This is a genomic window from Pseudomonas sp. 31-12 (genome assembly GCF_003151075.1).
Lineage (GTDB): Bacteria > Pseudomonadota > Gammaproteobacteria > Pseudomonadales > Pseudomonadaceae > Aquipseudomonas.
On record NZ_CP029482.1, the window covers coordinates 6,097,878 to 6,119,661 of the forward strand.

The 21,784-nt window shown below is 60.6% G+C and carries 21 protein-coding genes; 14 read left to right on the plus strand and 7 right to left on the minus strand.

Features of this window, described 5'->3' with window-relative positions; translation table 11 throughout:
- Nucleotides 1-182: 182 nt before the first annotated feature.
- Nucleotides 183-881 carry a DNA-3-methyladenine glycosylase gene (locus DJ564_RS28825; protein ID WP_109635140.1) on the plus strand — a complete coding sequence of 233 codons (699 nt, stop codon included), beginning with the start codon at nucleotides 183-185 and terminating at the stop codon, nucleotides 879-881.
- Between the two features lie 83 nt (nucleotides 882-964).
- A complete protein-coding gene (locus tag DJ564_RS28830) occupies nucleotides 965-2,281 on the plus strand; it encodes a bifunctional DedA family/phosphatase PAP2 family protein (RefSeq protein ID WP_109635142.1) in 1,317 nt (438 codons plus the stop codon).
- Here the strand turns inward: DJ564_RS28830 and DJ564_RS28835 are convergent, their stop codons facing one another.
- From DJ564_RS28835 to DJ564_RS28845, 3 genes are read right to left on the minus strand one after another with little or no spacing between them, the layout of a single operon-like run.
- Entirely contained in the window at nucleotides 2,282-2,872 is a 591-nt protein-coding gene (locus DJ564_RS28835; RefSeq protein WP_109635144.1) for an LON peptidase substrate-binding domain-containing protein, read from the minus strand.
- Nucleotides 2,873-2,882: 10 nt separating this feature from the next.
- The gene (locus tag DJ564_RS28840; protein ID WP_109635146.1) at nucleotides 2,883-3,599 is read right to left on the minus strand and encodes an LrgB family protein; all 717 of its coding nucleotides are present in this window, start codon (nucleotides 3,597-3,599) and stop codon (nucleotides 2,883-2,885) included.
- Entirely contained in the window at nucleotides 3,596-3,958 is a 363-nt protein-coding gene (locus DJ564_RS28845) for a CidA/LrgA family protein (RefSeq protein WP_109635147.1), read from the minus strand. Before DJ564_RS28845 ends, DJ564_RS28840 begins: the two co-directional genes overlap by 4 nt.
- Nucleotides 3,959-4,155: 197 nt before the next feature.
- On the opposite strand from DJ564_RS28845, the gene DJ564_RS28850 reads away from it, so the two are divergent.
- The 3 genes from DJ564_RS28850 (at nucleotide 4,156) to DJ564_RS28860 (ending at nucleotide 7,114) form a co-directional block, all read left to right on the plus strand.
- A complete protein-coding gene (locus DJ564_RS28850) occupies nucleotides 4,156-4,611 on the plus strand; it encodes a MaoC family dehydratase (protein WP_010467353.1) in 456 nt (151 codons plus the stop codon).
- Nucleotides 4,612-4,726: 115 nt separating this feature from the next.
- Entirely contained in the window at nucleotides 4,727-6,445 is a 1,719-nt protein-coding gene (locus tag DJ564_RS28855) for a C13 family peptidase (RefSeq protein ID WP_109635149.1), read from the plus strand.
- Nucleotides 6,446-6,472: 27 nt separating this feature from the next.
- Nucleotides 6,473-7,114 (plus strand): oxidoreductase, encoded by a 642-nt coding sequence (locus DJ564_RS28860; RefSeq protein WP_109635151.1) that lies wholly within the window; start codon nucleotides 6,473-6,475, stop codon nucleotides 7,112-7,114.
- A gap of 110 nt (nucleotides 7,115-7,224) precedes the next feature.
- Here the strand turns inward: DJ564_RS28860 and DJ564_RS28870 are convergent, their stop codons facing one another.
- The 4 genes from DJ564_RS28870 to DJ564_RS28885 all read right to left on the minus strand — a co-directional run bounded on the left by DJ564_RS28870 (nucleotide 7,225) and on the right by DJ564_RS28885 (nucleotide 11,614).
- Complete coding sequence (locus tag DJ564_RS28870; RefSeq protein ID WP_109635155.1) at nucleotides 7,225-7,509, minus strand: YceK/YidQ family lipoprotein; 285 nt, start codon at nucleotides 7,507-7,509, stop codon at nucleotides 7,225-7,227.
- Complete coding sequence (gene ubiX, locus DJ564_RS28875; RefSeq protein WP_109635156.1) at nucleotides 7,502-8,134, minus strand: flavin prenyltransferase UbiX; 633 nt, start codon at nucleotides 8,132-8,134, stop codon at nucleotides 7,502-7,504. The genes DJ564_RS28870 and ubiX overlap by 8 nt, the downstream gene beginning before the upstream one ends.
- The gene (gene mpl / locus DJ564_RS28880) at nucleotides 8,131-9,480 is read right to left on the minus strand and encodes a UDP-N-acetylmuramate:L-alanyl-gamma-D-glutamyl-meso-diaminopimelate ligase (protein WP_109635158.1); all 1,350 of its coding nucleotides are present in this window, start codon (nucleotides 9,478-9,480) and stop codon (nucleotides 8,131-8,133) included. The genes ubiX and mpl overlap by 4 nt, the downstream gene beginning before the upstream one ends.
- A 220-nt stretch (nucleotides 9,481-9,700) precedes the next feature.
- The gene (locus DJ564_RS28885) at nucleotides 9,701-11,614 is read right to left on the minus strand and encodes a sigma-54-dependent Fis family transcriptional regulator (protein WP_109635160.1); all 1,914 of its coding nucleotides are present in this window, start codon (nucleotides 11,612-11,614) and stop codon (nucleotides 9,701-9,703) included.
- Between the two features lie 478 nt (nucleotides 11,615-12,092).
- On the opposite strand from DJ564_RS28885, the gene DJ564_RS28890 reads away from it, so the two are divergent.
- The 9 genes from DJ564_RS28890 (at nucleotide 12,093) to DJ564_RS28930 (ending at nucleotide 21,371) form a co-directional block, all read left to right on the plus strand.
- On the plus strand, nucleotides 12,093-13,613 hold the full coding sequence (locus tag DJ564_RS28890) for an aldehyde dehydrogenase family protein (RefSeq protein ID WP_033054129.1): 1,521 nt from the start codon (nucleotides 12,093-12,095) through the stop codon (nucleotides 13,611-13,613).
- Nucleotides 13,614-13,729: 116 nt separating this feature from the next.
- Entirely contained in the window at nucleotides 13,730-15,178 is a 1,449-nt protein-coding gene (gene eat / locus DJ564_RS28895; RefSeq protein ID WP_109635162.1) for an ethanolamine permease, read from the plus strand.
- A gap of 51 nt (nucleotides 15,179-15,229) precedes the next feature.
- Complete coding sequence (locus DJ564_RS28900) at nucleotides 15,230-16,624, plus strand: ethanolamine ammonia-lyase subunit EutB (protein WP_109635163.1); 1,395 nt, start codon at nucleotides 15,230-15,232, stop codon at nucleotides 16,622-16,624.
- Nucleotides 16,625-16,632: 8 nt separating this feature from the next.
- Nucleotides 16,633-17,457, plus strand: a complete 825-nt coding sequence (eutC, locus tag DJ564_RS28905; protein WP_178082329.1) for an ethanolamine ammonia-lyase subunit EutC — start codon at nucleotides 16,633-16,635, stop codon at nucleotides 17,455-17,457.
- Nucleotides 17,458-17,577: 120 nt separating this feature from the next.
- Nucleotides 17,578-18,036: an N-acetyltransferase gene (locus DJ564_RS28910; RefSeq protein ID WP_109635166.1), complete on the plus strand. Its 459-nt coding sequence runs from the start codon at nucleotides 17,578-17,580 to the stop codon at nucleotides 18,034-18,036.
- Between the two features lie 241 nt (nucleotides 18,037-18,277).
- A complete protein-coding gene (locus tag DJ564_RS28915; protein ID WP_010467341.1) occupies nucleotides 18,278-18,934 on the plus strand; it encodes a DedA family protein in 657 nt (218 codons plus the stop codon).
- Nucleotides 18,935-18,940: 6 nt separating this feature from the next.
- Nucleotides 18,941-19,753, plus strand: coding sequence for a zinc-dependent peptidase (locus DJ564_RS28920; RefSeq protein ID WP_109635168.1), 813 nt, complete (start codon nucleotides 18,941-18,943; stop codon nucleotides 19,751-19,753).
- Between the two features lie 113 nt (nucleotides 19,754-19,866).
- Nucleotides 19,867-20,394, plus strand: a complete 528-nt coding sequence (gene ppa, locus DJ564_RS28925; protein ID WP_028620880.1) for an inorganic diphosphatase — start codon at nucleotides 19,867-19,869, stop codon at nucleotides 20,392-20,394.
- Nucleotides 20,395-20,624: 230 nt separating this feature from the next.
- Entirely contained in the window at nucleotides 20,625-21,371 is a 747-nt protein-coding gene (locus DJ564_RS28930) for a S24 family peptidase (protein ID WP_109635170.1), read from the plus strand.
- Nucleotides 21,372-21,784: the final 413 nt, after the last annotated feature.

The following is a 21,784-nucleotide window of genomic DNA, read 5'->3' on the forward strand; positions in this document are numbered from 1 at the left end:
GGTGGTCTTTGCTAAGGTCTTGGTAAAGAGTAAAGCGGCAGATTATAGCTGTCGCGTCCCGGGACTAACAGCGGTGACGGGCGGATGGTCGAAATGGAGGGCAATTAGCCGACGTTCAGCCGGGATTAAGCTGCAGATTGTTATCATCACGACTCAATCAGCCTTGATAAACATCGTTCATCATGTCCAACCTGACTGTTCGAGCGTCCGCTGCAGGCCTGCCCACGGGGCTCCCGGACGAGTTTTTCGACCGCGACGCGCAAACCCTGGCCCGGGATTTACTCGGCAAAGTCATCCGTCATCGAGTCGGTGACCTGTGGCTCAGCGCCCGGATTATCGAGACCGAGGCCTATTACTGCGAAGAAAAAGGCAGCCACGCGTCCCTCGGCTACACAGAAAAGCGTAAGGCTTTGTTTCTGGATGGCGGGCACATCTATATGTATTACGCCCGCGGTGGTGATTCCCTGAACTTCAGCGCCCAGGGGCCGGGCAACGCGGTACTGATCAAATCTGCCTATCCATGGGTCGACGAGTTGAGCGGGCCGGCGAGCCTTGCGCAGATGCTGCTGAACAACCCCGACGCCCAAGGCCGCCCTCGCCCGTCGCAAAAGCTTTGCGCCGGGCAGACATTGCTTTGCAAGTCGCTGGGTTTGAAGGTACCGGCCTGGGATGCCAAGCGTTTTGACCATGAAGTGTTGCTGGTCGAAGACGTCGGCCCGGCGCCTGTTCACATCATTCAAACCACGCGACTGGGCATCCCCCATGGGCGTGATGAGCATTTGATGTACCGCTTCGTCGACGCAGCTTACGCGCCGTATTGCACGCGGAACCCGATGCGAAGGGGGCAGGTCGAAGGTCGCGATTATTTTTTGCTGTCCTGAATAATGCCTCCCACATGGGTTGTAGTGTTTTGAAGATTGCGTTCGTCCCATGGGACCAATGAACATCAGAGGGAGTTGTTTTTATGGGCCCATGGCTCGATAGCGTGACCGGTTGGCTGGCGGCTAACCCGCAATGGCTGGCCGCTGCGGTGTTCATCGTGGCATTCGTGGAATGCCTGGCAATTGCCGGGCTGATCGTGCCCGGCACGGTGTTGCTGTTCGCCGTGGCGGTGCTGGCCGGCAGCGGCGCGCTGTCATTGAGCGAAACGCTGTTGCTGGGGTTCGTCGCCGGCGTGCTGGGCGATATCGTTTCGTACTTCATCGGTCGACATTTCCACCAGAACATCCGGCGTCTGCCTGGGCTGCGCCACCATCCGGAATGGATCGCCGGCGCCGAGGCGTATTTCCAGCGCTACGGCATCGCCAGCCTGCTGGTCGGCCGCTTTATCGGCCCGCTACGGCCGATGCTGCCGATGGTCGCCGGGATGTTCGACATGCCGTTCCCGCGCTTCGCCGCTGTCAGCTTGTTGGCCGCCGCAGGCTGGAGCGTTGCGTACCTGCTGCCCGGATGGGCCACGGGCGCGGCGATTCGCTTGCCATTACCCGAAGGTTTCTGGCCTGAAGCAGGGATCGTCGCCGGCAGCATTGCGCTAATGATCGGCTTGAGCGTGACCAGCAGCCTGCGCCGCCATCGCCACGCCACCGCCTATATAGCGAGCCTCGGCTTGTTGATTCTGGCGGGGCTGTTTATCGGCTACCCGCACCTGACCGCGCTCGATCAAGGCGTGATGACCCTGGTGCAGGAACACCGCAGCCCGATGCTCGATGAAGTGGCCGTCACCTTCACGCTGATCGGCGAATTCCGCAACATGCTGGTGTTCAGCGCCCTGCTGACTGGCTTGCTGCTGCTCACCCGGCAGTGGCGCCAGGCGATTTTCGCCGGCGGCACCCTGCTCTTCACCGCGCTCGGCAACACGTTCACCAAACAATTTTTCGCCCGTGTGCGCCCGGAAGTGCTGAGCGACCCGCTCACCAGCTACAGCATGCCCAGCGGCCACGCCTCGGGCGCCTTCGCCTTGTTCCTGACCCTCGCCGTGCTGGCCGGTCGCGACCAACCGCCGCGCATGCGCCTGACTTGGTTGCTGCTGGGTTGTCTGCCGGCCCTGGCGATTGCCCTGTCCCGGGTATACCTGGGCGCGCACTGGCCGACGGATATACTGGCCGGCGCGATGCTGGCGGCCGGCGTGTGTGCCGCCAGCTTGTGGCTGAGCCAGCGCCAGACACCGCTCAATGCCATGCCGCCCAAGGTCTGGTGGCTGGTATTGCCGGCGATGGTGGCGCTGTTCGGGTTCTTCGCATTGCGACATCTGCCGCATGCGATGTTGCGGTATGCCTACTGATCAGGCAAACAACTCGCCCTGCAACTCATCCAGCAACGCCTGAATCGCATCCAGTCGCTGTTGGGGATCATCGAGTTGCAGCAGGTCGATCTTGTCCAGCTCGGCGAACGGCAGCAGGTACGCCAACTGATTCGCCAGCGACTGTTGCCCGGTCGCATCGGTGCCCATGTTCAACGCCTCGACCATCGGGTGTTCGGCCAATGCCTTGAGGAGTGCGACCAGGTCGGCATCCTCGTCCTGCAGCGGTTGCTCAGGCTCGTCTTCCAGCCACTCGACGTCAGCGACGGTCAACTGATCGCGCTGCACCTCGGTGCGCAATACATGAAAACGCCGCCCACCCTGCACGCGAATGCCCAGCAGGCCATTGTCCTGTTGCTTGAAATCGGTGATCAGCGCCTCACACCCCACCAGCGCATAGCCGGCCGGAGCAATGCCGACTTCTTCGCCGTCGAGAATGCACACCACGCCGAAACCGCCGCCCTGCTTCATGCAGCGGCCGATCATGTCCAGGTAGCGCGCCTCGAAGATCTGCAAGTCGAGGATGCAACCAGGGAACAGCACCGTGTTCAACGGGAAAAGCGGCAAGCTCATAGACATTTCCTTACACCACTATCGACACCGCCAACGGCAGGAACACCGCCGTGGCTACGCCCATCAGACTCATCGCCAGCGCCGCGAAGGCGCCGCATTCTTCACTTTCCTGCAAGGCCACCGAGGTGCCGACCGCGTGGGCGGTCATGCCCAGCGCCATGCCCCGGGCTTCAGGGCTGTGCACACCCAGCCGGGTCAGCAGACTCGGCCCGAAGATCGCACCGATCACGCCGGTGATCAACACGAACACCGCCGCCAGCGCCGCGACACCACCGATCTGCTCGGCCACCAACATGGCAATCGGCGACGTCACCGACTTCGGCGCCATGGTCATCAGGATCATGTGCTCGGCGCCAAACCACCAGCCCAGCAACACACCCATGCCCGTGGCAACCACGCCGCCTATCACCAGCGTAGTAAATATCGGCCAGAACAACTGCCGAATCCGTCGCAGATTGAGGTACAGCGGCACCGCCAGTGCAACGGTCGCAGGCCCGAGCAGGATGCTGAGGATCTCGGTGCTCTTGCGGTATTCGATAAAGGTGATGCCACACACCGTCAGCACGCCGATCACCAACAGCATGGAGACCAGCACCGGTTGCAGAAAGATCCAGCGGGTCTTCTCGAAGGCCGCCAGCACCAGCTGATAAGCGCCCAACGTAATGCCGATGCCGAACAACGGATGATGGATCACCGAATCCAGCGCGCCGTGCCAGTCGAGGATCATGGGCGATCTCCGCGGTGGGCATGACGCTTGACCATGCGCTGCATCAGCACCCCGGCAAACGCCATGGACAACACCAGCGACAACACCAGTGCGCCGACGATGGCCCAGAAATCCGCGGCGATGTCCTTGGCGTAAACCATCACGCCCACGGCCGGCGGCACCAGCAGCAACGGCAAATAACGCAGCAGGCTGCTGGCCGCCAGGTTCAGCGGCTCGCCGACCTGCCCGCGTGAAATCAGGTACACCAGCAACAGCAGCAGGCCGACAATCGGCCCAGGCAGTACCGGTAAAAACAAATGGTTGATGGCTGTGCCCAGCAATTGGAACAGCACCAGCCAGGTCAGGCCACGTAACAACATCCAGCATCTCCCGCACGCACTCCCCACCAAACAGGGGCCGGGCATTATAAGCACGTCAACGCTATGGATCGGCATTCGCCAAAAGCATGGTCGGTTGACCGGAGCAATTTGCCATGTTGATCTAAAGTGGTTCACAGGGAGGCCAAATCCCCCCACTCGAAAAACTATAAATCCGATGAAACCCAAGGAGAGTCTCAATGCCCTATGTTCCCGTTGCAGAGCTCAAAGATTATGTCGGCAAGGAACTCGGACGTTCCGAATGGCTCACCATCGATCAGGAGCGCATCAACCTGTTCGCAGAAGCCACAGGTGATTATCAGTTCATCCACGTCGACCCGGTCAAAGCCGCGCAAACGCCATTTGGCAGCACCATTGCACACGGATTTCTGTCGCTGTCGCTGATCCCGAAACTGATGGAAGACATCCTGATCCTCCCTCAAGGGGCGAAGATGGTGGTCAACTATGGTCTGGACAGCGTGCGTTTCATTCAGCCAGTGAAGGTCAACTCCAGGGTTCGACTCAAGGTCGACATGAACGAAGTCATCGAGAAGAAACCCGGTCAATGGCTGCTCAAAGCCACCGCCACGCTTGAAATCGAAGGATCGGACAAACCGGCGTATATCGCCGAGCCGCTGTCCCTCTGTTTCGTCTGACACAGGCCTGATTGCGAAACAGCTCACGCTGTTTCGCGCCGTGTCTCTGCCGTGTCTCTATAAATGCGACACATAGCTGCGGCATACTCCGTCGCATAATTGCCCGGATCCCGCTATGCGCTCACTTGCCCTCCTCGCCTTGACCCTGTTGCTCACCGCTTGCGGCGATGGCGAATCGCTGCTGCCTCCGGATGCCCGCTTGCCGGACGGCGGGCGCTATCGCGGTGATCTGGTCAACGGCTTGCTGCAAGGCCAGGGCCGCATCGACTACCCCAATGGCAGCTGGTACGCCGGCGAGTTCGACAAAGGCCAATGGCATGGCCAGGGCGAATGGCATGGCAGCAACGGCGAGGTCTATCGCGGCCAATTCAATCAAGGCTTGTTCGACGGCCAAGGCACACTGACCACCAACGGCAGCAGCTACACCGGCGGATTCAAACTCGGCCGTCGTGATGGCGAGGGCACGCTCAAAGAAAACGCGATGACCTATCGCGGTGAATTCAAGGCCGATCAATATTCAGGGCTCGGTCGTCTCGAACTCGACGACGGCAGCTCCTACCAGGGCCAGTTCGCCTACGGTAAACCCAACGGTGAAGGCCAGCGCGGCGACGCCAGCGGCAATCAGTTCACCGGGCACTTCAAGGACGGTCAGCTGGAAGGCAACGGGACCTTCAACAGCGCCGACGGCGACATCTACGTCGGTGGCTTCAAGAACAATCAACTGCACGGCAAGGGCCGCTACGAGAACGCCGACGGCGATGTCTGGCTGGGCCAGTTCAAGGAAGGCTCGCTGAACGGCAAGGGCGAGTTGATTGGTGCCGATGCCAGTCATTACGTCGGCCAGTTCAGCGACTGGCGCTTCAGCGGCCAAGGCCGATTGAACCTGCCCGACGGCAGCTTCTACATCGGCCAGTTCGACGCAGACGCCTATTCGGGGCGCGGCACGCTGGTGCTGACGGACGGCACGGTGCAAAGCGGCACGTGGATCAATGGTCAGCGGGTCCGCGATGCCGATGGCAAATTGTTGCCCGATAGCCTGGAGCTCGGTTTGCTGGCCCAGGGCCGTTTGCTCGACGATGCACTGACCAACGTGCCGGCCTCGACGCCAGCGGTTGAGCTGTACACGTTGACCGTCGGCGGTGACGGTAAGCAGAGCGTGTTCCTGCGTGAGTCCGATTACGTCAGCAACATGCTGACCAGCCGCTTCGGCGCCTTCGGCCAGATCCGCCTGGTGAACCATCGCGATCACCTCGTCGACCGGCCGATGGCCACCCGGGAAAACCTGCGCCGCGCTGCGTTGACCCTCGCCGAGCGCAGTGGCCCGGAAGACTTGATTTTCATCTACCTGACCAGCCACGGCAGCAGCGAACATGAACTGGTGCTCGACCAGCCGCGCATGGAGTTGGCCGATCTGCCGGCCGATGAACTCGCCGCCGTCCTCGCACCGCTGAAAAATCGCGACAAGATCATCGTGATTTCATCCTGCTACTCCGGCGGTTTCATCCCCGCGCTCAAAGATGAACGCACGCTGATCATGACCGCCTCACGCGCTGACCGGGTGTCCTTCGGTTGCTCGGAAGAAGCCAATTTCACCTACTTCGGCGATGCGCTTTTTGCCCAGGCACTGAACCAGACCGATGACCTGGAGCAGGCCTTCAAGCTGGCCAAGGCCACGGTGGCGGAGCGTGAGCTGGCTGACGGCTTCGAAGCCTCTGAACCGCAGATCTGGGCGCCGAAAACCGTTCTCTCGCACTGGCAGCTGTTACGCAAGCAGCAGGCACGAAAAGCACTACAAAGTGTCTCTATCAGCAACAAGGATGCAAAGAGCAACTAAGCTGAACAGTATCAAGGGGGAAACACTATGTACTTGACGCCTCAGCATGTATTGCTTGCCGGAGCTACCGGGTTGACCGGTGAACATCTGCTTGATCGCCTGCTCAATGAGCCAACGATTTCAAGGGTATTGGCCCCCTCACGCCGGCCACTGGCCGAGCATCCCCATCTGGAAAATCCGGTCGGTGACCCGGCGGTGTTTCTGCCGCAGTTGAACGGTCGCGTCGACATCGCCTACTGCTGCCTCGGCACCACGATCAAACAGGCCGGCTCCGAACAAGCCTTTCGTGCGGTGGACCTGGACATGGTGGTGGCGTTCGCCAAACGTGCGCGGGAGATGGGCGCACGACACCTGATCGTCATCAGTGCCTTGGGGGCCGATCGCAGATCCTCGGTTTTCTACAACCGGGTCAAAGGCGAGATGGAATACGCATTGCGTGCGCAGGACTGGCCGCAGCTGACCATTTGCCGACCTTCGGTGTTGTTGGGCGAGCGACTCGAACCGCGCACGGCTGAGCAATTTGTCGGGCCGTTGTCGCGCTTGATCCCTGGCAAATACCGCGGCATCGAAGCCTGCCAATTGGCGCGGGCGATGTGGCGGCTGGCACTGGAAGAACAGGATGGGGTGCGGATTGTCGAATCGGACGAGTTGCGCAAGTTAGGCAAATAGTCCGCAGGACCTGTGGCGAGGGGGCTTGCTCCCGTTGGACTGCGCAGCAGTCCCTATTTTGGGGCCGCTTCGCGACCCAACGGGGGCAAGCCCCCTCTCCACAGGGTCTCCTACAACCCACCCGTTGCCTGAAAACTTACCCCGATCACCGTCAGCAATGACAACGGCAATAACAGCGTGTCGAGCAACGCGCTGGCCGGCAGGTCGACACCAGGGTAGCTCGGCGCTTCGGCGCCAAACCGGTCCATGGCGCAGCACCCACCGTTCATGGCGTACAAATCAAGACGCGTCCCGGCGTACACCACTGGCGCCCCCGGCTTGGCGGCGTCCAGCGTGCGTGCCGTGGCGCAGCCCGTCAGTTGCAGCGCCAGCAGCATAATCAGCAGCTTATTCATCGCTGCTCAAATGATGTTCGCCCCAGCGCGGCAGCATGTCTTGCGGGATGTTCAACAGGTTGAGAATCCGCGCCACCACAAAGTCGATCAAATCATCGATGGTCTGCGGTTGGTGATAGAAGCCAGGGGATGCCGGCAAAATCGTCACGCCCATGTTCGACAACTTGAGCATGTGCTCCAGATGAATGCTCGAATACGGCGCCTCGCGCGGCACCAGAATCAACTGGCGACGCTCCTTCAACGTCACATCGGCAGCCCGCTCGATCAGGTTGTTGCAGGCACCGGTCGCGATGGCCGACAAGGTCCCGGTAGAGCAAGGCACCACCACCATCGCCGCGGGCGCACCGGAGCCCGAGGCCACCGGCGACATCCAGTCTTCCTTGCCGTACACCTTGATCTGCCCGGCCGCCGCGCCGGTGTATTCAGTGAGGAAGGCCTGCATCGACTGCGGCTTGGCCGGCAGCGTGACGTCAGTTTCGGTCGCCATCACCAGTTGCGCCGCCTTGGAGATCAGGAAGTGCACTTCGCGGTCTTCGCGGATCAGGCAGTCGAGCAGACGCAAACCGTACTGGGCGCCCGAAGCGCCGGTCATCGCGAGGGTGATGCGTTCCGGGCCGTTGTTCATTGCAGCGCCTCGGCGAGTTTGCCGTGCAGGCCGCCGAAGCCGCCGTTGCTCATGATCACCACGTGGGTGCCGGGCTGGGCCTGGCTCTTCACGCGCTCGATGATACCTTCCAGGGAGTCGCTGACAATCGATGGCACCGTGCACAATGCGGCGGTCGCGCCCAAGTCCCAGCCGAGGTTGGCAGGGGCGTACCAGATCACTTGATCGGCATCGACCACGCTTTCCGGCAAACCGTCACGGTGAGCGCCGAGCTTCATGGAATTGGAGCGCGGCTCGATGATCGCAATCAACGGCGCATCGCCGATGCGTTTGCGCAAGCCGTCGAGGGTCGTCGCAATCGCCGTCGGGTGGTGAGCGAAGTCGTCGTAGATGGTGATGCCGCGAACCTCGGCGACTTTTTCCATCCGGCGCTTCACGCTTTTGAACGCGCTCAACGCGGCGATGCCCATGGCAGGCACCACGCCGACATGGCGAGCGGCCGCCAATGTGGCCAGGGCGTTAGCGACGTTGTGCTGGCCGGTCATGTCCCAGTCGACGACGCCTTGGGCCACGCCTTCGAACATCACTTCGAACTTCGAACCGTCTTCGCTGAGCAGTTTGACCTGCCACTGACCGCCGGCACCGGTGGTTTGCACCGGGGTCCAGCAGCCCATCTCGATGACCCGCTGCAACGCCGGCTCGGTGGTCGGGTGGATCACCAGGCCTTCGCTCGGGATGGTGCGCACCAAATGGTGGAACTGCCGCTCGATGGCGGGCAAATCCGGGAAAATGTCGGCGTGATCGTATTCCAGGTTGTTCAGGATCGCCGTGCGCGGACGGTAGTGAACGAACTTGGAGCGCTTGTCGAAGAACGCGCTGTCGTACTCGTCCGCTTCGATGACGAAGAACGGCGTACCGCCCAGACGCGCTGACACCGAGAAGTTTTGCGGCACGCCGCCGATCAGGAAACCCGGGCTCATGCCCGCGTGCTCCAGGACCCAGGCGAGCATGCTGCTGGTGGTGGTTTTGCCATGGGTGCCGGCGACAGCCAGGACCCAGCGACCTTGCAGCACGTGGTCAGCCAGCCATTGCGGGCCGGAGACGTAAGGCAGGCCTTTGTTGAGCACGTATTCGACGGCCGGGTTGCCGCGGGACATGGCGTTGCCGACCACCACCAGATCCGGCGCCGGATCGAGTTGGGCGGGGTCGTAGCCTTGGGTCAACTCAATGCCCTGCGCTTCAAGCTGAGTGCTCATCGGCGGATAGACGTTGGCATCGGAGCCCGTCACGTGATGGCCCAGCTCTTTGGCCAGAACTGCCATCGAACCCATGAAAGTGCCGCAGATACCGAGAATATGAATGTGCATAGTCGACCTCGTAAAACATGGCCGCAGGTTAGCGTAGGGAGGAGAAAATCGCACTCTTTAGCTGATGGTGCCCCGGTCTCTGTGGCGAGGGAGCTTGCTCCCGTCCGGCTGCGCAGCAGTCGTAAAACCTGAGTTCGCGATGTACCTGATACACCGTAGTTGCAGATTTTTGGGCCGCTTCGCAGCCCAGCGGGAGCAAGCTCCCTCGCCACAAAAGCCTCTAGCGGGCGATTCCGTGTTTGCGCAGCTTCCGATAGAGGGTGTTACGACTGACGCCAAGCTGTTCGGCGGTATGCGTCATGTGCCAGCGCGTCTGCTCCAGCGCATTAAGCAACGCCAGCCGCTCTGCATCGTCCAGCGGATATTCGGAGGGCTCTTCGACGGCCACAACCGGCACCGGCCTAGCCTGGCGAATCATCGCCGGCAAATCCTCCAACCCGATCCGCCCGTCGTCACACAACGCCGCCAAGGTGCGCAGCACATTGCGCAACTGCCGCACGTTCCCCGGCCAGGCGAAGCCCAGCAAGGCTTGCCGGGCCGGCTCATCGATCAGCACCGTCTCACCGCCCGCCTCTTCGGCCAGCAGGAAATCAAGCAGCTGCGATTTGTCACTGCGCTCACGCAACGCCGGCAACGCAACCTCCAGCCCATTGAGCCGGTAATACAGGTCCTCGCGGAAGCTACCGTCCTGCACCCGGTCCAGCAAATTACGGTGAGTGGCGCTGATGATCCGCACATTGACCGCCTCCGGTTCGCCGCCAATCGGCACCACCTGACGATCTTCCAGCACTCTTAGTAGTCGGGTCTGCAACGCCAACGGCATGTCGCCGATTTCATCGAGGAACAGCGTGCCGCCGTCCGCCTGCTGCAACTTGCCGCGCATGCCTTCCTTGCGCGCGCCGGTGAAGCTGCCGCCGCGATAACCGAACAGCTCGCTCTCGATCAGGCTTTCGGGGATGGCTGCGCAGTTAAGGGCGACGAACGCTTTCTCGGCTCGCTGGCTGGCCTGATGCACGGCTTTGGCAAAGGCCTCTTTGCCGGAACCGGTTTCGCCATTGATCAACAGCGGCACGTCTCGCTCGAAGACCCTCAAGGACTTGCGGAAATCTTCCTGCAACGCGGCATCGCCCAGGCAAATGCCCGACAGACGCGGACGCTCGGCAATCGCCGGGCTTGGCACCACGGGTACCGGAATGCTGCGCGGCTGCCCGCGCAACAGGGCAAACAGGCTCCGCCCATCGCGGGTGCGCAATGGCCAACTGGCGCTGGCGTTGACACTGGCTCGACCGAGCAAGTCGTCCAGCGAGCAATCGAAAAACGCCTCGACCGGCTTGCCCAACAATCCGCCGCGAATATGCCCCAGCAAGTTCAACGCACTCTGGTTGACCGCACTGATCCGCCCTTCCCCGTCGAATGCCAGCAACCCTTCGCTGAACAGCCCGACGGATTCAGCCTGCAAGTGAAAGCGCAGCAGCCATTGATTGTCGAAGTAGCGCAGGAAATAGCAGCTCTCGATCATCTTCGCCGACAGATTGACCAGGGCCATGGTGTGGAATTGGCTTTGTCGTGAAACCTCGTGACGCGCCGAGGACACGTCAAGCACCGCCAGCAGCTCGCCGTGAGGGTCGAACACCGGGCTCGCCGAGCACGTCAGGCCCGTGTGGCGGCCGCGAAAGTGTTCATCCTGGTGAATGGTCAGCGACTGGCGCTCCACCAGGCAGGTGCCGATACCGTTGGTGCCTTCGCAGGCTTCGCTCCAGTCGGCGCCGAGCCACAGGCCTGCGCGTTCGAAGATTTTCCGTTCGGCGGGCGCGGTGACACAGTTGAGGATCACCCCGCGGGCGTCGGTCAGCAGTACGGCATGCCCGGCGCCGGAGAGTTGCTGATGCAGGCTGGTCATTTCGTTGCCGGCAATGTGCAGCACTTGCTGCAAGCGTTCGCGGCTTTCGAGCACCCGCCCATGTTCCAGCACCGTCGGCGCCATGGTCAGGGCCGGGTCGAGGTGATAGTCCTCAAGACAGCGCAGCCAGGAACGGGCAATGGACGGATCGCTGCCGGGACCGTGCAGGTGGGACTTGCCCTGAGTGACGGTCAAGACTTGCTGGGCATGGCGACTCAAATGGTTGTCGTGCATTTCTTATTATTCTCCCCGAGAGCTAAATACATAGCTTTAGCCACTTCCTGTGGCGAGGGGGCTTGCCCCCGTTCGGCTGCGCAGCAGTCGTAAACCCTGAACACGCGGCACGTGCCTGCTATATCGAGGTGGCCGGTTTGGGGCCGCTGCGCAGCCCAACGGGGGCAAGCCCCCTCGCCACAAAGCTCCCTCGCCACAGAGAAATACCGGTGCAGTGATTTGTGGCCCAGCATCCTCCAGCCATCGGCGCATTGCAATGCTGGCAAGACCGCCCGGTCACAGCTTGTGCCACAAGCGGTACAAAGTGTCACAGGGGCTGTACCGAAAGCGTCACAGGCGCGGTCCGCCTGTCCGACAAAAACCACGCAAGGCCTTGATTTGCCTGACCTGCAGGGCAGTGGCCCGACCTTTGCTCTACGCTTATAGCAGGCGCACATGCGCTCTCCCTTATAAGCACAAAAGCCAAGGAGAAATCACCATGCGTTACGCTCACCCCGGTACTGAAGGCGCTATCGTTTCGTTCAAGAGCAAATACGGTAACTACATCGGCGGCGAGTTCGTCGCGCCTGTCAAAGGTCAGTACTTCACCAATACCTCGCCAGTGAATGGCCAACCGATTGCCGAATTCCCGCGGTCCACGGCCGAAGACATCGAAAAGGCCCTGGACGCTGCCCACGCTGCGGCCGATGCCTGGGGCGCCACGTCCGCCCAGGCGCGCTCGCTGGTGCTGCTGAAAATCGCCGACCGCATCGAACAGAACCTCGAAGTCCTGGCAATCACCGAATCCTGGGACAACGGCAAAGCCGTGCGTGAAACCCTCAACGCTGACATTCCGCTGGCCGCTGACCATTTCCGTTACTTCGCCGGTTGCATCCGCGCTCAGGAAGGCAGCGCCGCCGAGATCGATGGCAACACCGTGGCTTATCACATCCACGAACCGCTGGGCGTGGTCGGGCAGATCATCCCGTGGAACTTCCCGATTCTGATGGCGGCGTGGAAACTCGCCCCGGCCCTGGCTGCCGGTAATTGCGTGGTGCTCAAGCCGGCCGAGCAGACGCCACTGGGCATCACCGTGCTGATGGAACTGATCGGCGACCTGCTGCCGCCAGGCGTGCTCAACGTCGTGCAAGGTTTCGGCAAAGAAGCCGGCGAAGCGTTGGCCACCAGCAAACGCATCGCCAAGATCGCCTTCACCGGCTCGACCCCGGTCGGCTCGCACATCATGAAATGCGCCGCTGAAAACATCATTCCGTCCACCGTGGAGCTGGGTGGCAAGTCGCCAAACATCTTCTTCGCCGACATCATGCAAGCTGAAGAGACCTTCATCGAAAAAGCCGCCGAAGGACTGGTGCTGGCGTTCTTCAACCAGGGCGAAGTCTGCACCTGCCCATCCCGTGCATTGGTGCAAGAGTCGATCTACGACGACTTCATGAAAGTGGTGATGAAGAAAGTCCTGTCGATCAAGCGTGGCGACCCGCTGGACACCGACACCATGGTCGGCGCCCAGGCGTCCGAGCAGCAATTCGACAAAATCCTTTCGTACCTGGAAATCGCCAAGGGCGAAGGCGCCGAGCTGCTAACCGGCGGCAAGGTGGAAAAACTCGAGGGCAACCTGGCGACCGGGTATTACATCCAGCCGACCCTGCTCAAGGGCACCAACAAAATGCGTGTGTTCCAGGAAGAAATCTTTGGCCCGGTGGTGAGCATCACCACGTTCAAGGACGAAGCCGAAGCCCTGGCCATCGCCAACGACACCGAGTTCGGCCTGGGTGCCGGCCTCTGGACCCGTGACATCAACCGCGCCTACCGCATGGGCCGCGCCATCAAGGCCGGTCGTGTGTGGACCAACTGCTACCACCTGTACCCGGCGCATGCCGCGTTCGGCGGTTACAAAAAGTCCGGCGTCGGTCGTGAAACCCACAAAATGATGCTCGACCACTATCAGCAGACCAAAAACCTGCTGGTGAGCTACGACATCAATCCGTTGGGCTTCTTCTAAACCGTCTGTCGCAGGCAAGCCACTCTCCTTGAGGGAGTGAGCTTGCTTGCACATCGGGCCTTCGTGCCAACCCGGCAATCACGCCGGTCAAAAACAATAAGAACAGGTGAACCCCTATGCCTAGCGATCAAGCCAGCGTGCAGCCGGCTACCTCCTCGGTCGACTTTGAAAAAGTTGGCTCCGACTATTTCCAGCAACGGGAACTGAAAAAAGGTGCAGCAGGCTGGGTCCTGCTGGTGGGTCTTGGCGTGGCCTACGTCATCTCCGGCGATTACGCGGGTTGGAACTTCGGCCTGGCCCAGGGTGGCTGGGGCGGCATGTTTCTCGCCACGTTGCTGATGGCGACCATGTACCTGTGCATGTGTTTCTCCTTGGCGGAACTGTCTTCCATGATTCCTACTGCGGGTGGCGGCTACGGTTTTGCCCGTAGCGCATTCGGGCCGTGGGGCGGCTTTCTGACCGGGACCGCAATCCTGATCGAATACGCCATCGCCCCGGCGGCGATCGCGGTGTTTATCGGCGCCTATTGCGAGTCACTGTTCGGTATCGGTGGCTGGATGATTTACCTGGCGTTCTACATCATCTTTATCGCCATTCACATTTTCGGGGTCGGCGAAGCCCTGAAATTGATGTTCGTCATCACCGCCATCGCCGCCCTGGCACTGGGCGTGTTTCTGGTGGCGATGGTGCCGCACTTCAACGTCGCCAATCTGCTCGACATCCCGGTGACTGAGGCCAAGGGCGCCAGCAGCTTCCTGCCCTTCGGCTACGTCGGCGTGTGGGCGGCAATTCCTTACGCGATCTGGTTCTTCCTTGCTGTCGAGGGCGTGCCGTTGGCAGCAGAAGAAACCAAAAACCCGAAACGCGACCTGCCCCGCGGATTGATCGGCGCCATGCTGGTGCTGGTGAGCTTTGCCCTGCTGATTCTGGTCATCGGCCCGGGCGGTGCGGGCGCCAATGCGCTGCTGACCTCGGGTAATCCGTTGGTCGAAGCATTGAGCAAGGCCTATGGCGGCTCGACCTGGATGGGCCACTTCGTCAATCTGGTGGGTCTGGCGGGTCTGATTGCCAGTTTCTTCTCGATCATCTACGCCTACTCGCGGCAGATCTTCGCGCTGTCCCGCGCCGGCTACCTGCCGCGCAAACTGTCAGAAACCAACAAGAGCAAGGCCCCCGTACTGGCACTGATTATTCCTGGCATCATCGGATTCGGCTTGTCGCTGACAGGTCAAGGCGACCTGCTGATTCTGGTAGCAGTGTTCGGCGCGACCATTTCCTACGTCCTGATGATGGCGGCGCACATCACACTGCGCATTCGGCGCCCCAAAATGGATCGCCCATATCGCACGCCCGGCGGTATCTTCACCTCCGGCGTAGCGTTGGTGCTGGCTTGCATCGCCGTAGTAGCGGGTTTTCTGGTAGACCCTCGCGTGGTGATTGGCGCTGCGATCATCTATGGAGTGTTAATTGCTTACTTTGCTTTCTACAGTCGGCATCACTTGGTAGCAGGCACGCCCGAAGAAGAATTCGCGGCCATTCAGAACGCTGAAAAAGCCCTGCACTAACGGCCAGAAATCGCGGCGCAGGCCCTGTCTGCGCCGTCACGGAGAATCTGTATGGCAAGTTTTGCTCAAACGATCGGCGCCCAGACCTACCGCTTCGCGAGCCTCAAGGACGTCATGGCCAAGGCCAGTCCGGCGCGCTCCGGGGACTTTCTGGCCGGCGTCGCCGCCCTCAACGACGGCGAGCGTGTGGCCGCACAAATGGCCCTGGCTGACATCCCCCTGAGCCATTTCCTGCAGGAAGTACTGATTCCTTACGAAGCCGATGAAGTCACCCGACTGATCATCGACACTCACGACAAACAAGCCTTCGCCGCCGTCAGCCATCTCACCGTCGGCGGGTTCCGCGACTGGCTGCTCAGCGATGCGGCCGACGAACAGAGCCTGCGCGCCCTCGCTCCCGGCCTGACCCCGGAAATGGTTGCCGCCGTGTCGAAGATCATGCGCGTGCAGGATCTGGTACTGGTGTCGCAAAAGATCCGCGTGGTCACGAAATTCCGCGGCACCATGGGTTTGCGCGGGCGACTGTCCACGCGCCTGCAACCCAATCACCCCACCGACGAACCGGCCGGCATTGCGGCGAGCATTCTCGACGGCCTGTTGTACGGCAACGGCGACGCGATGATCGGCATCAACCCGGCCACCGACAGCATCGCGTCGATCTGCGCCATGCTGGAAATGCTCGACGCGATCATCCAGCGCTACGAAATTCCGACCCAGGCCTGCGTGCTGACCCACGTCACGACCTCCATCGAGGCGATCAATCGCGGTGTTCCGCTGGATCTGGTGTTCCAGTCGATCGCCGGCACTGAAGCGGCGAACGCCAGTTTCGGCATCAACCTGAATGTCCTGCAGGAAGGTTATGACGCCGGCCTGAGCCTGAATCGCGGCACTCTGGGCCAGAACCTGATGTATTTCGAGACCGGCCAGGGCAGTGCCCTGTCGGCCAACGCCCACCATGGCATCGATCAACAGACCTGCGAAACCCGCGCCTACGCCGTGGCGCGCCATTTCAAACCGTTTTTGGTCAACACCGTCGTAGGATTTATCGGCCCGGAATACCTCTACAACGGCAAACAGATCATCCGCGCAGGTCTCGAAGACCACTTCTGCGGCAAGCTGTTGGGCGTGCCGATGGGTTGCGACATCTGCTACACCAATCACGCCGAAGCCGATCAGGACGACATGGACACCCTGCTGACCCTGCTGGGCGTGGCCGGGATCAACTTCATCATGGGCATCCCGGGCTCTGACGACATCATGCTCAACTACCAGACCACCTCGTTCCACGACGCCCTTTACGCCCGCCAGACCCTGGGCCTGAAACCGGCGCCGGAGTACGAACAGTGGCTGGCAAAAATGGGCATCCTGACGCAGGCGGACGGCAAGATTCACTTCGGCGACAAGCTGCCGCCGGCCTTCCGCCAAGCAATGGCGCAACTGGGATGAGTGTTGAAATGGATAAACCACCTGTTGATCCTGAGAATCCGCTATTGGAACTGCGTCGCCTGACCCCGGCGCGGATTGCCCTGGGCCGCACCGGCACCAGCATGCCGACCCGTGCGCAACTGGATTTCCAGTTCGCCCACGCTCAGGCCCGGGACGCGGTGCACTTGCCGTTCGATCACGCTGGACTCAGCTCACAACTGGCCAAGGCCGGGCGTGAGAGTTTGCTGCTGCACAGTGCCGCCACGAACCGGGACACTTACCTGCAGCGGCCCGATCTGGGGCGAAAGTTGAGTGATGAGTCGGCGCAGACCCTGCGCGAGTACGCGCTGGCCAAACCGGGCGGTGTGGACCTCGTGATCGTGGTCGCCGATGGCTTGTCGGCGCTGGCCGTTCATCGCCATACCTTGCCGTTTCTGGCGCGGATGCAAGAGCAGATCGAGGCTGAAGGCTGGTCCGTTTCGCCGGTGGTGCTGGTGGAGCAAGGCCGGGTCGCCGTGGCCGACGAGATTGGCGAATTGCTCGGCGCAAAAATGGTGGTGATCCTGATCGGTGAACGCCCCGGCCTCAGTTCGCCGGACAGCCTGGGGTTATATTTCACCTACAATCCAAAGGTCGGGCTGACGGACGCCTACCGCAATTGCATCTCCAATGTCCGGCTCGAGGGCTTGAGCTACGGCATGGCGGCACACCGTTTGCTGTACCTGATGCGCGAGGCTTGCCGCCGGCAGCTGTCGGGAGTCAATCTGAAGGACGAAGCCCAGGTTCAGACGCTGGAGTCGGACGCAGGTGCAGACATGAAAGGTAATTTCCTACTGAGCCCGCCGAATGCCTGAACCGTTTCCGCATTGCGTTTCTGTTCCGGTTTCAGGCAGGATCGATGCACGGCTGCCCGAGTGAAGAACCGTTCGCCGTCAGAGCACGTGAAGACAGCCACTTGAAGACGAGACCTATCGATGCGGATTATTCAAGCGACCCTCGAACACCTGGACCTGCTGACCCCGTTGTTCGTCAAATATCGCGAGTTTTATGGCTCCCTGGCGTATCCGGACTCGTCCCGGGCGTTCCTTGAGAAACGCCTGCGACGCAAGGAATCGGTGATTTACCTGGCGCTGGCCGATGGCGACGACAAACTGATGGGTTTCTGTCAGTTGTACCCGAGCTTTTCGTCCCTTTCGCTCAAACGCGTGTGGATCCTCAACGACATCTACGTCGCCGAAGACGCCCGCCGCCAATTGGTGGCCGACAACCTGATCCGCACCGCGAAGAAAATGGCCAAGGAAACCAATGCCGTGCGCATGCGCGTTTCCACCAGCAGCAATAACGAAGTGGCGCAGAAAACCTACGAATCCATCGGGTTCAAGGAAGACACCGAGTTCAAGAACTACGTGTTGCCGATCAGCGACGAGCTCTGATGCCTGCCGGCTTCTGTGATGAGGGATCGTTCGCCCTCATCACAGAAGGGTTATTTATTGTCACCAGTCTTCCGGCCGCGCCATAGACATCCCCCGCTACAATCTCGACGCGCGTTTCACCACTCAGCCCGTATAATGCCGGCCTTTTCGGCTTGTAAGAAAAACTACACTCCTCTGTAGGCTTTCGCGAAGTCATCCGCACAGGCCCGCAGAGTCCGGCCGTCACCACAGGTGCCCCTCCATGGATTTCAACCCGATCGACCTTATCCTGCATCTCGATGTTTACCTCGACTTGCTGGTGAACAACTACGGGCCATGGATCTACGCCATCCTGTTTCTGGTGATCTTCTGCGAAACCGGCCTGGTGGTAATGCCCTTCCTGCCGGGCGATTCCCTGTTGTTCATCGCTGGCGCCGTAGCGGCCGGCGGCGGCATGGACCCGGTATTACTGGGAGGCCTGTTGATGCTGGCGGCGATCCTCGGTGACAGCACCAACTACGTCATCGGCCGAACCGCGGGCGAACGTTTGTTCAGCAACCCGAACTCGAAAATCTTCCGTCGCGACTACCTGCAACAGACCCACGACTTCTATGACAAGCACGGCGGCAAGACCGTGACCCTGGCGCGCTTCCTGCCGATCATCCGCACCTTTGCACCGTTCGTCGCCGGCGTCGCCAAAATGCCTTACCCGCGTTTTTTTGCCTTTAGCGTCCTCGGCACCATTCTGTGGGTCGGCGGCCTGGTGACCCTGGGTTACTTCTTCGGCAACGTACCGTTCATCAAGAAAAACCTTTCGCTGCTGGTGGTGGCCATCATCCTGCTGTCGCTGGTGCCGATGATCATCGGCGTGGTCCGCAGTCGCTTCGGCAACGCCGCGTCCAAAACCCAATCGCGCTGACTCGCGATGTGGTCCCTGAGCGCCTGGCGTCGCCGGCGTATCCTGGCCAGACACCCGATTGCCGACGATCTGTGGCAACGGGTGCGCCATCACTTGAGTTTTCTCGATGGCCTCAGCGCCGCCGAAGATCAATGGCTGCGCGAAGCCTGCGTGCTGTTCCTGGAAGATAAACACCTGACCGCCCTGCCCGGCGTCGAACTCCATCAGGAGCAACGCCTGCTGCTCGCCGCTCAAGCGCAATTGCCTTTGCTGCACCTGGGCGACCTGAACTGGTATCAGGGTTTCCATGAAATCGTCCTCTACCCCGATGACTTCCTCAGCCCTCAACGCCATCGTGATGCCAGCGGCGTCGAACACGAGTGGGACGGCGAGCACAGCGGCGAAGCCTGGCAGCAAGGCCCGATCATCCTCGCCTGGCCGGGCGTAATGGCCAGCGGCGGCTGGGAAGGCTACAACCTGGTGATCCACGAACTCGCGCACAAACTCGACATGCTCAACGGCGACGCCAACGGCTTGCCGCCGCTGCACCCCGACATGCGGGTCAGCGAATGGGCCAAGGTCATGCAGCACGCCTACGACGACCTGAATAAGCACCTTGACCGTAATCCGGACGCCGAAACGGCTATCGACCCCTACGCGGCAGAAAACCCCGCCGAATTCTTCGCGGTCACCAGCGAATACTTCTTCAGCGCCCCGGATTTGCTGCACGAGGCGTATCCTCAGGTCTATGAGCAGCTGAAGCTGTTTTACCGCCAGGACCCACTGGCCCGGCTGCGGCAACTTCTGGCCGAGAACCCGGTCTATCAGGCACACGACTAAGGTCTCTACGACCCTTGGTACGTAGCATCAACGGCGGAATATGCCTATAATCGCCGCCACTTTTTGGTCAATCCGGCCAAGTGTTTTTGGTCAACTAACGGGGGCACCGCCCAATGAGCTACAGCAAGATTCCGGCTGGCAAAGACCTGCCGAACGACATCTACGTCGCGATCGAGATTCCGGCCAACCACGCGCCGATCAAATACGAAATCGACAAAGACAGCGATTGCCTGTTCGTTGACCGTTTCATGGCCACCCCGATGTTCTACCCGGCCAACTACGGTTTCATCCCGAACACCCTGGCTGACGACGGTGACCCCCTCGACGTGCTGGTCGTGACCCCTTACCCGGTTGCACCAGGCTCGGTGATCCGCGCACGTCCGGTCGGCATCCTGCACATGACCGACGACGGCGGCGGCGATGCCAAAGTCATCGCAGTCCCACACGACAAGCTGTCCCAGCTGTACGTCGACGTGAAGGAATACACCGATCTGCCTCCACTGCTGCTGGAACAGATCAAGCACTTCTTCGAGAACTACAAAGACCTCGAAAAAGGCAAATGGGTGAAGATCGAAGGTTGGGGTGACGCAGAAGCCGCTCGCACCGAGATCATGAAGTCGGTTGCTGCCTATAAAGGCTAAGGCGCCATTGGCCTCGTGCCTGTGACGGCTTGAAGAAAACCCCGGTTGATCCGGGGTTTTTTGTGGGCGTCCATTAAGGGCTTTTTAAACGGCGCGTTTACTTCCAGAACGCTACGTTTTTTCTTGTTTAATTTGTTCCAAATACGTCTTACATCCGGTCGTAAATTTCCCTCGAAATTTGAACGGTTCGTTTATTCAAAGCCCGCCCCAGCGCCCGTAGACTCGTGTTTATGAAAAAGAACACTAGCGGCCCACGGTTTAAAGCGCTCCTCGAAAAAGCGAAAATAACGACGACAGGATTTGCCGCTTTCTTCGATACGGAGCCGCAAAATATCCACAACTGGTACACCCGCGGTGTACCCGCCTACCGCATGGAAGAAGTCTCCAGACTACTCTCGGTAAACAGCGACTGGCTGAAAACCGGCGAGGGTTCCCAAGACTCCAAACACCTGCGCCTGCTCGACGAAGCCGGCAACACCTTCGACGCCCAGGCCATTCGCGGCATCTACACGGTGGTCGAACCCACCGATGTCGAATTGCCCCTCTACAAGGAAATACCCATCGCCCCGGGCTCCTTCAACACTCACGTCGTCGAAGACCCCGGCCAATTCATCCGCCTGCCCAAAAGCCACCTCGACTCCCTGGAAATCAAATACACGGATGTCTTCTGCGTCCACATGAGCGGCAACGGCATGGGAGCACGGATCGAGGACGGCTCCACACTCGCCATCGACCGCGGACTGACCAAGGTGATTGACGGGGAAATCTACGCCATCGAGCACGACGGCATGCTGCGCATCAAATACCTGCACCGGATGCCGGGCAATGCCCTGCGGTTGCGCAGCTACAACCAGGCCGAACACCCGGATGAGATCTTCAATGCCGAGCAGATTGATAAGCAGAACATCAGGGTGCTGGGGTGGGTGTTCTGGTGGTCGACGCTGAACAAACGGCGGCCGGCGGTGCCGTTTTTGTAACGCCCGGGCATTTTTACACCCACAGGCATCACACAATCCCTGTGGGAGCGGGCTTGCCCGCGAAAGCGATGGAACATTCACCCTGGATATCCAGACGGATCACTCGATCCCAAGCCCCGACAGCTCTAATACGCTCACCGCACTGGGAATCCGGCAAAAAAATCAGTATGCTGCGCCCCACATTTGCGCATCACCCCGCCCCGCGGCTCTGATCGCACCGACAAGGCAGATGATTTTCTCGCCGAGTCCCACAGCCGGACGCAAGATCCGGGTGTACGTTTTGAAGGCTGGCGAGGTTTACCAAAAATGAACCAAGCCAGTCCCCGAGAAGCCGGCCACAAGCCGGCTTTTTAATGCCTGTAAGAATCAGAATTGGGGCCCACATCGCATTAGTCAGCAGCCTGCCGACTAAC

Coding starts and splice junctions, on each gene's coding strand:
- DJ564_RS28910 (WP_109635166.1), top strand. CDS start 17,578: ATGCGGATTATTCAAGCGACCCTCGAACACCTGGACCTGCTGACCCCG.
- mpl (WP_109635158.1), bottom strand. CDS start 9,480: ATGCACATTCATATTCTCGGTATCTGCGGCACTTTCATGGGTTCGATG.
- DJ564_RS28890 (WP_033054129.1), top strand. CDS start 12,093: ATGCGTTACGCTCACCCCGGTACTGAAGGCGCTATCGTTTCGTTCAAG.
- eat (WP_109635162.1), top strand. CDS start 13,730: ATGCCTAGCGATCAAGCCAGCGTGCAGCCGGCTACCTCCTCGGTCGAC.
- DJ564_RS28840 (WP_109635146.1), bottom strand. CDS start 3,599: ATGATCCTCGACTGGCACGGCGCGCTGGATTCGGTGATCCATCATCCG.
- DJ564_RS28855 (WP_109635149.1), top strand. CDS start 4,727: ATGCGCTCACTTGCCCTCCTCGCCTTGACCCTGTTGCTCACCGCTTGC.
- DJ564_RS28825 (WP_109635140.1), top strand. CDS start 183: ATGTCCAACCTGACTGTTCGAGCGTCCGCTGCAGGCCTGCCCACGGGG.
- ubiX (WP_109635156.1), bottom strand. CDS start 8,134: ATGAACAACGGCCCGGAACGCATCACCCTCGCGATGACCGGCGCTTCG.
- DJ564_RS28830 (WP_109635142.1), top strand. CDS start 965: ATGGGCCCATGGCTCGATAGCGTGACCGGTTGGCTGGCGGCTAACCCG.
- DJ564_RS28870 (WP_109635155.1), bottom strand. CDS start 7,509: ATGAATAAGCTGCTGATTATGCTGCTGGCGCTGCAACTGACGGGCTGC.
- DJ564_RS28885 (WP_109635160.1), bottom strand. CDS start 11,614: ATGCACGACAACCATTTGAGTCGCCATGCCCAGCAAGTCTTGACCGTC.
- DJ564_RS28920 (WP_109635168.1), top strand. CDS start 18,941: ATGTGGTCCCTGAGCGCCTGGCGTCGCCGGCGTATCCTGGCCAGACAC.
- DJ564_RS28850 (WP_010467353.1), top strand. CDS start 4,156: ATGCCCTATGTTCCCGTTGCAGAGCTCAAAGATTATGTCGGCAAGGAA.
- DJ564_RS28835 (WP_109635144.1), bottom strand. CDS start 2,872: ATGAGCTTGCCGCTTTTCCCGTTGAACACGGTGCTGTTCCCTGGTTGC.
- DJ564_RS28860 (WP_109635151.1), top strand. CDS start 6,473: ATGTACTTGACGCCTCAGCATGTATTGCTTGCCGGAGCTACCGGGTTG.
- eutC (WP_178082329.1), top strand. CDS start 16,633: ATGGATAAACCACCTGTTGATCCTGAGAATCCGCTATTGGAACTGCGT.
- DJ564_RS28930 (WP_109635170.1), top strand. CDS start 20,625: ATGAAAAAGAACACTAGCGGCCCACGGTTTAAAGCGCTCCTCGAAAAA.
- DJ564_RS28845 (WP_109635147.1), bottom strand. CDS start 3,958: ATGTTGTTACGTGGCCTGACCTGGCTGGTGCTGTTCCAATTGCTGGGC.
- DJ564_RS28915 (WP_010467341.1), top strand. CDS start 18,278: ATGGATTTCAACCCGATCGACCTTATCCTGCATCTCGATGTTTACCTC.
- ppa (WP_028620880.1), top strand. CDS start 19,867: ATGAGCTACAGCAAGATTCCGGCTGGCAAAGACCTGCCGAACGACATC.
- DJ564_RS28900 (WP_109635163.1), top strand. CDS start 15,230: ATGGCAAGTTTTGCTCAAACGATCGGCGCCCAGACCTACCGCTTCGCG.